Genomic DNA, 16849 nt, shown 5'->3' with positions numbered 1-16849 from the left:
TTAGCAAATTAAACAATAAAATATAACAAATTATAATAATATAATTTGTTATATAAATAATTACTAATTATTTTACTTTTAATTTTCCCTAAATAATGAGTAAAAAAATCTTAATTTCTTCTTATTTAAATTTTGATATTTTTTATAATAATTATCAAAAAAACATTAAACTTTACGAACTGGACTTTTTACTCAATAAGTTCAATTACCAGTAAAAACATTTGAAAAATCACCTTCATTTAAATATTTTAATCCGTGATTATTTGTTCCTCAAACTTCATCTATCTTACCATTACTATCACGATTTAATGATCATATTCTAATGTTTGCTAATTTATTTGTTTGTGCTCAATTATATAAATCTTTAGCATCTTCTAAAGTAAAATAGTTATTATTTACATCATTAATACCAATCATTGGTGTAATACCTAGTTTTTGATAAACATCAGTAAGTAATAAATTAGACTTTGGAAAATATTGTTTTATTAATTCAAAATATTGGTTAGCAGTACTTTTAATTGCTTGTTTAGCAATATCAAAAAAAGTTAAACCTTTATCAATTACTTCTTGTCCAACAATTTCACCATAATCCATAGCCATAATGTTAATTGTAAATAAATCTTCAACTTTTAAATCTGCTTTTTGATATATTTCTAAAGCTATTTTAATAACATTCTCAATATCTCTACCAACTAGCCCTGTTGGCATTACTGGTAATGTAACACTAAGGTTTCAATTTTGATTATTTCTTTTCATTTTTGTTAATGTAGTAAATAAAACCTTCATTCCATTAATATGATCACTATCAAAGTTTATACCTTCAATATCTAAGTCTAAATTTAACGGCATATCTTTAGTTTCAAAACCTGCAAATTTAGTAATGCGTTCTTGATACTCAATCAAAGCTGGTTGTAACATTGCTACTGCTTTATTAATATCTTTATTAGATAGCCCATATGCAACATCTCATGGATTATATCCAACCGCTGAAGTAGCACCACCATATGCAACAACAATATTATTAAAGCCATCATTCTTTACTAAAGGTTTAAGCACTTCTTGTTTTAATTTATTTTCTACTCAATAATCATATCCAGCGCCCAAAGACTGTCCAGCAATAGTTAATTCTTTTAATTATGTAGAAAAGTATGGATGACCAAAAATTATTCATCAATTTACACTTAAAATATTATTTTTAATTAAAAATTTGTTAAAAGTAACATTATTTAGTGTAAAAATTCTCTAAAAATAACATTTTATCATGTATCATTACTTTTCTACAAAATTAAAGGTTAATTCTAACTTATCTTTAATTGCAATTGCTTGCTGAACAAAAGCCAAAGTAATAGATTTTAAATCTTTTATTTTATTAAAAACTTTTTTACCATAATGTAATATAATTTCTTTACCATTAATTAAGTCTCTAGGAGTTGTTCCTATTCATAATCCTCCATCATAATAAGGTTGGAATAAATAGTTAGCATGTTGTTTAACTTTATTAGTAACTGATTGACCATCACGATTGGGGTTAACTTCAATTCAATTACGAATTAAACCTTTTCACGCTTCTAAATTTATTTTTATCATAATTACTTTTTTCCTTTCATTAAAATAATAAGATTTATTAAAATATTAATTTTTCTAAAGTTATTTCAAAATAAAAAATAATTGGCAATTTAGCACCAATTTTAAAATGTTATTAGAAAAATTAAATTAAAATAAATCTTAATTCTAATTTTATACTTCCTGAATTGTAAATATAAATGGGACAGTTTTTTAAAATAATTGTATTAAATCTATTGGTCTTTTATAAGATAGTGATTTTCTGGGTGTAGAATTAATTTGAAATGCTATAGTATTTAAATCTTTTTGTTTATATGAAGATAGATCTGTAGATTTTGGTAAATATCTTCTTAAAATACCATTATTATTTTCATTTAAACCTCTTTGACAAGGTTTACCAGGATCTGCAAAATAAATCTTAACATTACAATTTTTTTCGATTAATTTTCATTTACTAAATTCTTTACCACGATCAAAAGTAATAGTTTTAACTGTTCCTTTTTGTAACTTTGAAATAAATTTTATTATACTTTTTGTAATATTTTCTGATTTATTATTTTTAGTTGCTAAAGGAATTGTGGTTTTTGATCATATATCAGCTAAAGTAATAATAGAACTTTTATGATCTTTACCAATGATAGTATCACCTTCTAAATGACCAAATTCTTCTATATTTTTAATATTAGGAATGATTAAATTTCTTTCATGAATAGACTTACAATTATTAATTCTGCCCCTAGTTTCTTTTTGTTTGTGAGGTTTATTTTTTCCTTTTCTCAATAAGTTATTTTCATCAAAACCCATTCGATTTGTTTTAAACATGTTATATAAAGTTTTTGTTGAAATACTTTTTATTTTATTTTCCTTTAAAAAATTAGCAATTATATCAAGAGCATAATTTTTAGTAATTAACAAATGATTAATAGTATTAATTTCTATTAAAGTTAAAATTATTAATTTTCTACCTGCATTTTGTTTATTTTTTTGAATTTTATTCAATATTTCTAATGGTAATAAGTTTTGATTTAATAATCTACAAACTCTATGTACAGTTGATTTACTATAATCAATGGCTTTTGCTATTTTACGAATCGAAAATCCATAACTTTTATATTCTTTTATTGCTATTATTGATTCAATAGTCAGATACTTATACATTGTGCTAATTCCTTTCTTTTCTTAATTATAGAATTAACACAATTTAATTTTTATATAAGTGTCCTTTTTAATTTTACAATTCAGGAAAAATAAATTTATACAAATTTTTTAATAGCACTATGATTAGAACTAATAATTCTAATACCACCATGATTTTTATGAAAAGCAACTTGAATTTTATCACCAATTAATTTAGTAATAATACCTTTCCCAAAAATTTCATGAATAATTATATCTCCAACATTTCAATTATTAGTTATTTCAACCTTATCTTTATTATCAGCTTTATAGTAATTAAATTTAGAATGATTACGATTTTGATAAGTTGCTGCCATTTCTTGGTGTTCGTTATTAATGATTTTTAAATATTTAAGATCTAAATCTTTTAAGAAACGAGATGGTTGTTTCATACGATCCAAGATATATGAATATCCACTGGCACTAGATAAAAATAATCATTTTTTTGCCCTAGTAATTGAAACATAAAAAAGTCGTCGTTCTTCTTCGATTTTATCTAAGTTTTCTATACTAAATTTACCTATTCCAGGTAAAATACCTTCATTAATGCCAACTATAAAAACAACATCAAATTCTAGACCTTTAGCACTGTGAATTGTCATTAAATTAACGGCTTTATTAGTACTATTTTCATCTAAATCAGTATATAAACTTACTTCTTGTAAAAATGACGTTAATAATTCTTTGCCTTGTAATTCATTATTACTACTATCATATTCAAGCAATTGTTCTAATAATTGTTGAATATTTTCAATTCTTTCTTTTTCAAGATTATCTTCTAGTTTTTTTAAATAATTAGTTTTATTTAATAAATTTTCAACCATGTTATGTAAAGAAGTAACATCTTTGATATTAGTTTGCATCTCATTAATTAAATTAATTAAAGGTTGTAAATGTTGACGATAATTTTTTGGTAATCCATACTGAAATTTAAATAAGTATTCATTTAAAGTTAGTGATTGTTCATTAGCAAGTAATAATAAGTTATCAATAGCTTTTGGTCCAATTTTAGGTGTTGCATTTAAAATTCTAATCATTGATATATTATCATTTCAAACAATAATTTTTAAATATGCCAAAATGTCTTTAATCTCTTTACGTTCAAAAAATTTATAACCACCAAAAATTTTATAATTTATATTATTATTAATCAAAGCTTGTTCTAAATCTTTTGATAAATAATTATTACGATAAAGAATAGCAATTTTATTCAAATCTAAATGATATTTTAAATGAATTTTTTTAACAGTTGTTGCAACTCAATGTGCTTCTTGATCACTACTACTAGCATGATACATAACAATATCATTACCAAGATCATTTTTAGTAAACAGTTCTTTTTCAATACGTTGAACATTATTTTTAATTAAACTATTAGCTGTATTTAAAATCTTAGTTGTTGAACGATAATTTTGATTTAAAATAAATGTTTGTGTATTAGGAAATTGTTTAGTAAAATTCAATATTAAATTAATATTTGCTCCTCTTCAACTATAAATAGTTTGATCAGGATCACCAACTACAGTAATATTTTTATGATTTTTAGCAAGTGACAATAAAATATTATATTGAATATCATTAGTGTCTTGAAATTCATCAACTAAAATAAAATCAAATTTCTTTTCTCATTTTGTTAAAATATGTGGAAATTCTTTAAATAGACGTTCAACTAATAATAATAAATCATCAAAATCTAAACATGAATTAATAAATTGATATTTTTTATACGATTCAAAAACTTTGATACGTAAAATTCACTCATCTTGATTTTGATAATCAGCTAATAATTCATCTTGAGAAAGATAATTATTTTTTCAGTTAGAAATATTAGAACTTAATAATCTTAACTCCTGCAATTCAGCTTTATGTGAAAATTCTTTTTGAAAAATATCTTTTAATATTTTTCGTTGATCTTCTTGATCAATAATATTAAAATTATTATTAATATTTAAATGATGAATATCTCTTCTTAATATTTTGGCACATAATGCATGATAAGTAACAATATTAACATTAATGTTATTATCATTTAAAAGTTGCATTATTCGTTCTTTCATTTCGCGTGCTGCTTTATTAGTAAAAGTTAATGCCAATATTTTTTCACTATCAATTTTAATTACATTAATTAAGTAAGCAATCTTATATGTTATAACCCGCGTCTTTCCAACTCCAGCCCCCGCAATAATACGACATGGGCCATCAACATTAATAATTGCTTGTAGTTGTTGTTCATTTAGATTTTCTAAAAGTTTTGTTTTATCCATGTTATTTATCCTTAAGTTAGTAAGAGTATATACTATTAAAGACTATTTATATTTTCTAATTCGTCATCATTAATATTTCCCGGTTGAGAATAAACTAAATGAATATGTGGATCATTAACGTTAGTTGATATCTTCCTTTTATTAGTTGCAAGTGGTTTCTTGTTAATGACAAAAGTTTTATGATAACGATCAAAGAATAGCTGATGATATTTATCAATTTTAGTGACGATCATAATCCCACAATACCAAGCAAAATCAAAACTAACTACAGAACGAATAAGAATATTTAATCAAGAATTTAAAGTACTATTACTATTAATAGTAGCAATGTTTTCATTAAAAGTCAATTTCATAAAAAGAATTATTGAAGTGGTTAATAATAGAGGAATAAAAACTAAAAATAGTTCACGATAAAAAAAATGTTTTAACTTTAAATCTTGATTTTTTTCATTTACTAATCTTATTTGAAAAATTAATTTTCCCAAAGTTTGACTCTTACATTTTCATGGGATAATAACAAAATATATAATGACAACAATTATATTAATAATAAAAATAATTATTAATTGTCATGATTCTTGATTATCTTTATTATCTAAATAACGGATTATTAATCCAATTATTAATGGGATTAAACTAACAAAAATCACGTCAAAAATACGTGCAATAATACGTTTTCATGTTTTAGCTATTATATATGTTTCGGTTGTATCTAATTTTTTAATATTCATTTTTTTACTCTCAATATTTTGAATCATCTCTAATATTATTATCTTTAAAATATTTCTTAAAATAAGTACTTAGATCAGGAGCATAAGTGGTAAATTTATCATTTGGATTAATAGTATTAAAATAAGAATTTTTTTTAAAATTTTTAAATTTAAATTCAATAATTTCTTTGACACGATTATATGTTTTTTCAATTAATGCAGGTTTTTTAGAAATACTAATAAATCTTAAAAGAGTATATAGATAGTATCTAACAAAAGCATATTCCAACTCTTCATATAAAACTTTTTTAATTTTATAATTATTATAATAGTTTAAAATATGTATTCATTGATGCATTAGTTCAAAAATATTATCATTTTCCAATGTGTTATTTTTAGACGTTAATAATGTTTCATTAATTGCATAATATGTTTTACAATGTGCTAAAAATGAGTATAAAAATAAACTATCAAATTGGATTTCTTTACGAAATTGTAAATTATATTCATTAATAATACTAACTTTCATGATTTTTGTTGTTAAAACTGGTGTTGTTAAAGCAAAGACTATTTTTCCTTGTGTTGTATTTAAATTATATATTTTATTAACTTCAGTTCTAATTGTTGAATGAAAAACATTATTTATATCAAATTCATAACGAACACAATATTCAATACAATCTAAATCTTTATTATTATCTAAAATTTTATTAACTGTTTCAACAAAATTAACGCTAAGAATTTCAGTTGGATTTAAAATAACTACATATTGTCCGGAAATATATTTAAGGCCAAGATTACGACTAATGGCAATACCTGATACTTGATAATTAGTAATCATTTTTAAATTTTGTGGATATAATTTAAAATATTTACTAAATATCTCCAAATTTTCATTGTTAATGCCGTCATCAACAACAACAACTTCAAAATTAGTTTTTTTATTTACAAAAATCTTTGCTAAAAAAGAATCTAAGTGCTCGGATTCAAATGAAGTTGTATATAAAATAAAACTTAGTAGCATAATAAATATTTCCTCCCTTTTATAAATAATTATAACACTTCTTTAACAATTTTAAGTGAAGGTTTATCAACATTTATTTTTTATTTTTTTGATTACTATTTTTAAGTTTATTTTTAGATTCTAAAGTAGATTTTTCTATATTATCTGTTTCTTTAATAACTTTAACAGTCATATTTTTATGATCAAAAATAGTTTTTAAATTACCTTCAATAATAACAGTTTCAGTATTATTAGGTTTAATAACGTTTCGCTTTGCGGGCTTGCTAACTTTTCGCTTTTTTTGTCCTTTTAATATTTCTGCTCTTAATAAAGCACGTGTTTTTCTAATTTCAAATTTTTCAAATTTAAAAAGAAATGATTTAATAAACTTTTTATACGAATTAACAAAATATCGAAGTCTTTTCTTGCTTCGAGCATGATTATCATATTTTAATAAAATGCAAACATAGTTTAATTCATTTCTTGCTTCTGATTCAATTAATGAATTAAAAAAACTGTGATAATTATGACTTAAGTTATATGGTTGACCAGATATTGGACTTTTATAAGGAGTAAAACCTAGATTACCAGTAGTTTTATAATACTTAAAATCAGCAACTCGTGTTGTCATTTGTCCCTTAGGATGTTCTGGTGATTTAATTTCTGATATTTTAAAAATATTATTTGTATCAAATTCTAAAAAATAGCAATATACCTTATGAACAAAGTTACCTGCAGTTTTAAAAGCAATATATAAATCTACTTTTGCTTCATAATTTAAATTATCAAAAATACTAACGTATGGTTGATAAAAATCATATTTTTTATCAATAATTTCTCATCCTTGTTTTTTAATAGTAAGTTCAATCTCATCAGCACAAATATTTGGATTTAAAATAATTTTCTTCATTTTCTACTCCTAACTCTAATATTTTCTAAGTCTATTTTATCAAATTATATATAAAGTGTGGGCTAAGAAAATTTTCCACTTTGATTAATAATTAAAGTACTTTTATTTTTACTATTAAACAATTAACAATACATCATAAAATTATCTTTAAACTATATGAATATATCATATATTTCTACACATATTAAAGTTATTCTTTTTTAAAAACTTTTAGTAAAAATTATATTAAACTTTATTTATTACTTTTTCTAAAATAATATAGAAATGATGAATATATTATTAATTAATAAATAAAATACTAGAAAACTATATATTAATTAAAAAAGAATACTAATATTAATGTTAGTATTCTTTTTTAATTAATAATTTTTCTTCATCTATAACTTATTTCTTTTATTTTTTGCAAAAATAATAGTAATAATAAAAATATCTAATTTACTTAATCTGAATAATAAACACCATTACTACTTCCAATATATATTTTTTTAGTTGCACCATTGAATATTAATTTTTTAATACTAATATTAACTTTAAATTGAAGTTTATCAAAGGTTGATGATCCATAACTTTTTCAAAGATTACCAGTATTATCACCAATATATATATATATATATATATACAGTTATCATTATTAATGACAATAGATGTTAAACAATTTGATAATGGATGTAATTGAAATCTAAAAAAATAATTCTTATTATTATCTTTTTTTCAAACTTGCCCTGACATGTCAGTAGCATAAACATTACCTAAATTATCAAATGTTAAATCAGTAATTTTACTACCAGTAGTAAGAAGTTCCTCAAATTTTTGATCACCACCAATAGTTTTATAAATTTGACCATCAGTAGTAGCAGCGTAAATACATTTATCATTGTTATTATCTTTAATTATTGCAGAAATTTTCTTTAATTTTGTAGAAAAGTAATGATACATGATAAAGTGTTATTTTTAGATAATTTTTACACTAAATAATGTTACTTTTAACAAATTTTTAATTAAAAATAATATTTTAAGTGTAAATTGATGAATAATTTTTGGTCATCCATACTTTTCTACATAATTAAAAGAAATTTTTCCTTTAGTTCCAGGAATAGTTTGCAATCATTCTTGTCCAAATGATTGATAATATGCTTTAACATCATTATCTGTACCCATATAAAGATATTCTTCACCATCATTAGAAGTATAGACTATCATTGATAATAAGTTAAAATCAAATTTTTCAAGTAGTTTAAAATTATTACTATCATTATTTTTTATATAAATTTTTGTTTCATTTTTTGGTTCTAATGGTCATTTCTTTGGTATACCACCACAGTTCTTTATTTTCTTAGTGATTGCTATTGCGGACGTATGAGATTAACCCTTAGAATTATGAGTAACATTAACAATATAACTGCAAATTCTATGATTTGTTAATTAAATTATACCATATATTTTAAAAATATTAAAAAATATAATTACAAAATTACATTTAAACAAAACAAAAATTCTAATCTTAAAATTAGGTTTTAAAAATATTAAGTTTCAACTTATTAAGTACTATTTATATAACTTCTAGCATTTAAATAATTTGCTTTTGCTATTAACATATTATTTAATGTTTGATAATTATATATTTTTGCTCCATTAGTTAAAGATTTTAAAAAATGATAAACATCACTTTCAGCACTACAACCAATATTTCAAATAGCATTTTGATTTACAATACCATGAGCATTATTTTTAAAATAATTATAAGTTTTTTCATTAACATTAGGTTTTAAAAAAGAAAGTAATTGATTACAATCACCACTTGAAAAAGTAGTAGCACCATCAATATATTTAGTTCAATCATGAGATTCTTTTTTCTTACCACGAACTCCAACAAAAGATTTTCATAAATAACTATAAGCATGATATTTATCTAAAATATAATAACATCCCAATCAACTTGCCATTGCTTTAATTCATAATGCACCATCACCAGCAACTACTAAATTATAATTATGATATTCTCATTGAACACCTAATATATTTAATTTAATATCATAATAATTAAAAATAGTTTGTGTTGTAAAATTATATAATTCATCTTGTTTTGGACCATGATTAACTTTAAATAACATAAATGAAGTTATTTTCTTTTGTAATTTATTTCTATATGAATAAATTTCTTCTCTTCCTAAATTAAAAGTTAAAAGTCTACAACAATATTGTTTTTTTAAACCATTTTCATCTCAACAAGTAACAAAAGCATCATCTGCACATATATTTAATTTTTGATTATCTAATACTTTATGTTTTTGTTCTGGTATTCATTTTTCAATTTTTGCATTTTTAAAAATTCTTGAAATAAGATTTTTAGAAAAAGAAGTATATTTAAATTCTGATTGAATATTAAAATAACCTTTTTTACTTATTAAATTTTCAATTAAATTATCTAATATATCAAAATATAAATCATTAGTAATTCTTGCTCTTTTTTTAATACCAAATTCTTCATAAATTGGATAATAATGTTTTTTATTAATTTTATCTCAATAAACTCTTTGTCTAAAAGTTCCTATTCCAATTGGAGTATTTACTGTTCTATTACATGTTCAAGCAACTTTATATTGATTTTTATCTCTATTTTGAAAAAAATATTCATCAAAATCATGGATTTTTTGAAAATATTTTGCTAAAATATTAGTGATTTCAGATTTTAGAAATTCTTTAAAACTAAACATTTTTTAACACCTTTCTAGTTATATATTTCACGCTCAATTTTAGCAAATTTATTAAAATATTGTTGAAAAATGTTTAGTTTTAGAGTATAATATTAAAGAACGATAAAATAAACTGCAAATTCTATTTACGTTTAAAAGATAACTTTTATTAGTTATCTTTTCTTTTTTAATAAAATAATGTACAATAAAGAAAAATGTAAATAGAAAAGGAAAATAAAAATGATTTTATTATTAACTGTTATGTTGGTTCCATTACTTGTAGTTGTAATAGTAATGATGATGCACTTATATTCTTGAGCCTTAGAATTATGTTCTAGTGGTAATATTTTTGGTGTTTTATTGTTAACTCTGATATTTAATATTATTGGAACTTTTATAGGTTGTATGATTATATATAAAAAACAGCATCCAGAATTTAAATTTTGAAAAAGTTTAGAAAATAAAATAAAAAAAATATTTAAAAAAAGAAATAAAAAAATAAAAATAGCAAAATAAATGCTATTTTTTGTTATAATTATATTATAAAAATTAAATAAAAATATATATGAAGTAATTAATAAAGTTAATAAGTTATTACTAGCGAAGTCTAACTTAAAGATTATATTAATTATATCATAAATTTTTCGTTTTTTAAAGCATATGAAAGGAGATTTTTATGTGCAAGAAGAAAAAATAAAAATAAGAACAATTTTTAATGATGCTACAAAATTAAGAGAAGCATTAGAAAATTATTTTATTCATTGTAAAGAGTTTGATGAAATACCTACGAAAGTTGGTATGCTAATTTATTTAGATATTACTGAAAATACTCTTTATAGTTGAAAACAAAAAAAGAGAAATACTTTTTTACAACAAATTAATTGAGCATATTTACAAATACGCCATATTAATACACAAAGATATTTAAAAGTAAATGCAAATAATACTGCATGATATTTAGAAAGAGCATTTGTTAAAGAATATCATTTATCTACAAAAATTGATATAAAAAGTAATGATAATACAGCCCTTATACAAGTTAATCTAGAAAATAAAGGGAAAAATAAATGTTAAGTAATTTTGGCTATTTATTAGATATTGCTAAAAGAATGTATTTAAAACAACCTTTAAATATTACTAAAATTAAACAATTAGGTAGTCGTAAATCTGGTAAAACATTTAGTGATATTGAATTTCTTGGAATTTTATTAATGTTAGAAAACATTAATATTCATGCTTATTTAATTCGTAATATGTCAAAACAATTAAATGATAGTTGACAAGAATTAAAACAAATTATTAGAGCAACTTATCCTAGTATTAATTTTATTATTAGTGAAACTAAAAAAACTATTGAATTTAATGGTAGTAAAATCACTTGTAAATATTTACATGCACAAGATAATAGTAATGTTAAATTAACTGGATTAGCAAGTAATTATTTATATGATTATGTAATTATATGAAGTGATGAAAGATATGAAATTACTGAAAATGATTATCAAGATTTAAAAGATGCTATTCGTGGAGCAAATCAATTATTAGAAATTGAAAGTTGTAATCCTTGGTCAATTCTTAATGAATTTATTAAGAAAACTATAAATGTTTGTCCACAAAATGAAAAACAAATTATTAATGAATATGAACAATTTACTATTATTGATAATACTATTTATCATTATCAAAATTGAAAACTTAATAGTTACTTAAAAGATAGTGACAAAAATCAATTATTAGAAATAGAAGTTCTAGACCCAATATCTGCAAGAGTAAGAAGTCATGGTTTAGTAGGTTATGAATCTGGTGGAATATATTCACATCTTATTCATAAGATTAGTAGATTATTACAACCAAGTTATAGATTTAGTGCTGGATTAGATTATGGGTTTAAAGATGATGCTTTAGCATGTTTATTAATAGGTTTTGATTATAATTTTAAATTTGTTAATGTTATTGATTGTTTAAAAATAGAAAATAAATTAATACGTTATGATAATAAACAATTAGCAAGATTAGTAGTTGAGTTTTATATTAAATTAGCAAAAGAAAATAATTTGTTATATGAATATGGTTTAACTGTATATTGTGATTTTAGTAATTATACATTTATTGAAATGCTTAATGATACAGCAATTAAATATAGGGTTAATTCATGGTTATATTTTAAAGATTGTGTGAAGTTAAGACTTGAGTTTAGGATAGGTAAGAATGTGGCTTTAATGGCATCAGAACGCTTAAATATTAGTATGAATGCACAAGCATTATTAGATGAATTTAGATTGGCTGTATGAGACCCTAAGAGCATTAAACAAATACCATTAGCAGGTAATGACCATTTACGTGATGCATTTGATTATGCTATAGAACCATATATTAGAAATTTAAGTGCAAATATAAATCCTTATTTTGAAAGGAAGTAACATATGAATAATCATAATACTGAAATATTAACTCCTAATTGATGCATGATAAATCTTCAAGAAATTATAGCAAATCATGCAAGTAAATTATTATGGGGTAATGGTTATACTTTAACAAGTGAACATGAAGAATATAAAAGAGCAATTGAAAAATTAAAAGAATGAAATAATTTAGATTCATTATTTTATCAAGATTGTCATATTAAGTCTGGTTATGGTTATAGTATTGTTCAAATTGATAAAAGTAAAACTGGTAGAATATCTTTAAATTTTGCTCAACCTTATGCTCAATCAAGAGTAGCTAGAGTATTAGATACTGAACAAGGTGCTTCAACATGGTCAAGATTACAATATGATGACCAAAGTATTTATGTTAAAACAACATATACTCCAAATCAAATAATTAGATATTTTACTAGTGATTTTATTACTTTAGATGGTTTACAAGAAAAAATAAGTAAAGATTTACAATTACCATTAATAGAAAATCATAATTTAGGTATTATTCCAGTTAAATTTATGCAAAATTTACCTAAAAAGAATTTCTTTGGTGGAGTTATTGGTGATTATTATCCAGATATGACTCCAATTAAAAAATTACAAAAATTATTAAATAAAACATTTGAATCAATTGAACATGAACTTGAATATAATGTTACTCGTGTATTTTTAGATATTACTGAACAAGAAATAAATCAATCTAAAACTGCTTTTGATTTAAAAAAATTAATAGGTAAATTTATTTTACAAGCAAATTTAAGAAGTTTAGGAAGTACTAGTGGAACACCACCAATTGCAATATTACAAGGTAGTCCAATATTAGATAAATATGCAGAATTTATACAATTTATTATTGATAAAGCATTTGAAGGTAGTGGCTATAGTCCAGTAAATGATACTACTAGTCAAAAAACAGAAGCAGAAGTATTAATTACTAATTCTCGTGATATGGAAACTACAAGAATTAAAAGAACTTTAAATCAAAGTGATTGAAATGAAATATTTCAAAGATGTTTTATATTAATGGGATTAGATGGTGATAAATCTAAATGAACATTTGAAATTAAAGAAAATACTATTACAGATAGATTAAAATCATTAGAAATTGATGAAGCAGAATTAAGATTAGGAATTACTAATATTAAACGAATTATAGTTAAAAGATATGGTGTAAGTGAAGAAGAAGCAGAACAGATTATTAATGAAAATAGAAAATATCAAAAAGAAGAAATTGAATTTAATAATACTTTTTTAGGAGAAACTAATAATGGGAATGACACCAAAACAGAATCATCAATTAATTAAAACTGTATGAAAAAGTACAGGTGAAATTGAAAAAGATTTTACACAAAATAAAGATTTACAATTTCGTGTATGTCCTTTTACTATTATTTTAGGTGCTATAAATTCAACAGAAACTGGTTATAAACCACCAACTTCAATTCCTAATGATTATACTAGTTTTAGTAAAATCTTTACTGGTAGAGAAGCAATACAAGCAGTATGAGACCATTCTTATTATCCTATTCAAGATAAAGATAATCCAGATTTAGCATATAAACAATTACAAATTGGTGATGTATTTTATGGAAATATTATAAGTGACCAATTAGGTATTACTTATTCAGCAACACCAGCAAATAATGCTTTTATTCAAGAACAAGCAATTAAAAATGTAGTTATTAATATTCCAAATGAAAAAAAGAATTTTGATTTTATTAATAATATTGTTTCAAATTTATATAAGTTATATATGATTCCAGAAATTAATAAAGTTATAAATACTGATAAATCAATTAAAGTTGATAGACAATGATATATTCTTGAAGTTGCAACTAAAACTTATAATCCAGAAAATAAAGAATTGGCTTTTATTCAATGTACTTTTAGTTCATTAAATGATAAATTAGCACATAGTGGATTAGCAATTAATCAATATGTACAATTAGGGGCGCCGGGCGACCCAGTAGCATTACCAACATTGGATGAAAATAATAATATTGTTTTAGATGATAATTATTTAACACCATTACCAGTAACTCATTGTCAAATATCTTTTTATGGTTCAGTAAAACCTATTTCAATAGCATTATGAGGTAGAGATATTGATAATAATCCTATTAATACTAAACAACATAAATATCGACAATACCCAAGTAAATTATTATTTCCATGACAATATCAATGTTCAACTTATGACCCAGTAAGTTTTCAAGCATTACCAGAAACTAATTATGTATTAACTGTACGTGGTGAAAGTACAATGGATAGTTATCAAGATTGACAAAAAGTAATTTCTCCAAATTATGATGATGGAGCAACAAAACATTATGAAGGTCATTTAAGAACTAATGTTGAAAAAACTAAAAATACTAATAAAGTTGATGTTTCAAATAGATTAGTAAATTATTGAGATAATAATTTTTTAAATGGTGCTGAAATAGAAGATTATAATTATGCAACTGCTGGTAATCCATATTTTCAATATTATAATAAAAATAATAAAAAATTTATTGGTAATAATCATTATAATATGAATAATAATAAATTTAAGCAATTAAATACTATAAATGCATTACATTATTTTATTTATAATCCTATTAGTGAAATACCTTTAACAGTAAGAGAAACTATTAAAATTAATCTTAATACTATACCTATATTTGGCTCATTTATGAATGCTTTTGTTGGTGGTTTAGATATTGGTGCTAAATTATCAAGTAATTTATTAATACCACAATTTCCTTTTATAAATGGCTTAATATCTGCTGAATTATATAATTTTTATACAACATTATTATATAGTTCACAAAGTACTAATCCAGCATTAATTCCATTAGATGTATTTAGAAATGAAACACCAGATACTATTCAATCTGTATTAGGTACAGCAAGTCATATGACATCATTTACATTTAATTTAACTGATAGTCTAGGAATGGCAAGGTTTGATATTAATGATAATACTGTTACAAATGGTTATAATAAAACTAGTGAAAATTTAGGTCAAATAGACCCAACAGATAACTCAAAAATATTTTTATTACCAGATGATAATGATGTTAATAGTTTATTAAAAGCACCAGATTTTACTAATACTAATATAATAAAATGAGCAATTGATATGATTGATATTAAAGTTGTAGGTAAAAGTAATTTTAAAATAACATTTTATAGTATGTCAGATAATAGAAGTGGTGCTGTTAATGATAATTTTAGTATTTGAAGTGGTACTTATCAAACAGTTGGTAAAGCAAGTAATAATAGTAGATTAATTCAAAATACATTTATTTTAGCAAATAATACTTTTAAATTTGACCAACCATTTAATTATCCACAAGTAATACAACCACCACCATTAATAGAAAGAGCACATCCTATATTTATTGATTTAAGTAATCAAAGTCAATATGGGATTAATAATAGTATTAAAGGTACTCTTTATAATTCAAGTGGCTATCAAATGAGACCAAATATTAATGAAAATTTAAATGGATATTCCAAAGAAATAATATTTTCATTTAAAGATTATGGTTATGATAGTTTTGATAAATTTAAAGAAGATTATGAAAGTATGACATTTAATTTTAATTTTAATATGAAGGCTCATCTAGATTATAGCATTGGTCCTACTGGTAGTTTTGATAACTTAAAAAATTGACTCAATCCTATAAAAATTAATTTATCTGATGTAAAAACTATTTTTAATAATAGTAATTCACAATTTTTAGTTAATGATATTAGTTATGAATATTGAAATTCTCATAATGATAATTATAATAATTGAATTTTTAACGTTGGTAATGAATCACCTCCTATTCAAAAAGCAACTTTAAACTCAGCAAAAAATATTAATAATACTTACGTTAATGACTTATTATGAACAAATGATACTCCAAGTAGTGGTAAAGCAATTTGAAGTTCAGTTTGATTTAAAATCGTTGCATATATTGATAATAACTCTATTATATTAAGATATCAATTTATAGTTACTTTTCCATCACTTATAGATGATGCACCCTATAGATATATTAATGCTAATGCTAATTGAAATCTTCAAACTGCATCATTGGTGATTAATCCTAAAAGTGCAACATAGAAAGGTGGTGA

General features: G+C 22.4%; 15 protein-coding genes. 5 read left to right on the top strand and 10 right to left on the bottom strand.

All coding sequences use genetic code 4. The features are described 5' to 3' along the window. Positions 1-165: 165 nt before the first annotated feature. The 10 genes from AAHH39_RS08750 to AAHH39_RS08705 all read right to left on the bottom strand — a co-directional run bounded on the left by AAHH39_RS08750 (position 166) and on the right by AAHH39_RS08705 (position 10340). Positions 166-1104, bottom strand: coding sequence for a hypothetical protein (locus AAHH39_RS08750; protein ID WP_342217786.1), 939 nt, complete (start codon positions 1102-1104; stop codon positions 166-168). 165 nt (positions 1105-1269) lie between these two features. Further along, a complete protein-coding gene (locus AAHH39_RS08745) occupies positions 1270-1587 on the bottom strand; it encodes a hypothetical protein (protein WP_342217785.1) in 318 nt (105 codons plus the stop codon). Between the two features lie 189 nt (positions 1588-1776). Continuing rightward, positions 1777-2721, bottom strand: coding sequence for an IS30 family transposase (locus AAHH39_RS08740; protein ID WP_342217458.1), 945 nt, complete (start codon positions 2719-2721; stop codon positions 1777-1779). Positions 2722-2816: 95 nt separating this feature from the next. Next, positions 2817-5003 (bottom strand): ATP-dependent helicase, encoded by a 2187-nt coding sequence (locus AAHH39_RS08735; protein WP_342217784.1) that lies wholly within the window; start codon positions 5001-5003, stop codon positions 2817-2819. A 35-nt stretch (positions 5004-5038) separates the two neighbouring features. Beyond that, complete coding sequence (locus AAHH39_RS08730; protein ID WP_342217783.1) at positions 5039-5734, bottom strand: RDD family protein; 696 nt, start codon at positions 5732-5734, stop codon at positions 5039-5041. A 4-nt stretch (positions 5735-5738) separates the two neighbouring features. Continuing rightward, positions 5739-6737, bottom strand: coding sequence for a glycosyltransferase family 2 protein (locus AAHH39_RS08725; RefSeq protein ID WP_338956955.1), 999 nt, complete (start codon positions 6735-6737; stop codon positions 5739-5741). Positions 6738-6810: 73 nt separating this feature from the next. Continuing rightward, positions 6811-7626: a hypothetical protein gene (locus AAHH39_RS08720; RefSeq protein ID WP_342217782.1), complete on the bottom strand. Its 816-nt coding sequence runs from the start codon at positions 7624-7626 to the stop codon at positions 6811-6813. 504 nt (positions 7627-8130) lie between these two features. Next, positions 8131-8562 (bottom strand): hypothetical protein, encoded by a 432-nt coding sequence (locus AAHH39_RS08715; protein WP_342217781.1) that lies wholly within the window; start codon positions 8560-8562, stop codon positions 8131-8133. A gap of 15 nt (positions 8563-8577) precedes the next feature. Next, positions 8578-8826 carry a hypothetical protein gene (locus AAHH39_RS08710; protein ID WP_342217780.1) on the bottom strand — a complete coding sequence of 83 codons (249 nt, stop codon included), beginning with the start codon at positions 8824-8826 and terminating at the stop codon, positions 8578-8580. Positions 8827-9164: 338 nt separating this feature from the next. Further along, positions 9165-10340, bottom strand: coding sequence for an Mbov_0401 family ICE element transposase-like protein (locus AAHH39_RS08705; RefSeq protein WP_342217779.1), 1176 nt, complete (start codon positions 10338-10340; stop codon positions 9165-9167). A 219-nt stretch (positions 10341-10559) separates the two neighbouring features. Here AAHH39_RS08705 and AAHH39_RS08700 point away from each other — a divergent pair, with 219 nt between their 5' ends. The 5 genes from AAHH39_RS08700 (at position 10560) to AAHH39_RS08680 (ending at position 16838) form a co-directional block, all read left to right on the top strand. Next, positions 10560-10835, top strand: coding sequence for a hypothetical protein (locus AAHH39_RS08700; RefSeq protein WP_286640800.1), 276 nt, complete (start codon positions 10560-10562; stop codon positions 10833-10835). A 162-nt stretch (positions 10836-10997) separates the two neighbouring features. Next, entirely contained in the window at positions 10998-11393 is a 396-nt protein-coding gene (locus AAHH39_RS08695) for a terminase small subunit (RefSeq protein ID WP_342217581.1), read from the top strand. Continuing rightward, on the top strand, positions 11387-12739 hold the full coding sequence (locus AAHH39_RS08690) for a phage terminase large subunit (RefSeq protein ID WP_342217778.1): 1353 nt from the start codon (positions 11387-11389) through the stop codon (positions 12737-12739). Before AAHH39_RS08695 ends, AAHH39_RS08690 begins: the two co-directional genes overlap by 7 nt. A gap of 3 nt (positions 12740-12742) precedes the next feature. Continuing rightward, complete coding sequence (locus AAHH39_RS08685; RefSeq protein ID WP_342217606.1) at positions 12743-14044, top strand: hypothetical protein; 1302 nt, start codon at positions 12743-12745, stop codon at positions 14042-14044. Continuing rightward, the gene (locus AAHH39_RS08680; RefSeq protein ID WP_342217777.1) at positions 14013-16838 is read left to right on the top strand and encodes a hypothetical protein; all 2826 of its coding nucleotides are present in this window, start codon (positions 14013-14015) and stop codon (positions 16836-16838) included. Before AAHH39_RS08685 ends, AAHH39_RS08680 begins: the two co-directional genes overlap by 32 nt. Positions 16839-16849: the final 11 nt, after the last annotated feature.

The sequence above is a fragment of the Spiroplasma endosymbiont of Amphimallon solstitiale genome (assembly GCF_964030965.1).
Taxonomy (GTDB): Bacteria; Bacillota_I; Bacilli_A; order Mycoplasmatales; family VBWQ01; genus Spiroplasma_E.
Note: the sequence above shows the minus strand (reverse complement) of the source record. Positions and strands in the feature narration are given on the sequence as shown.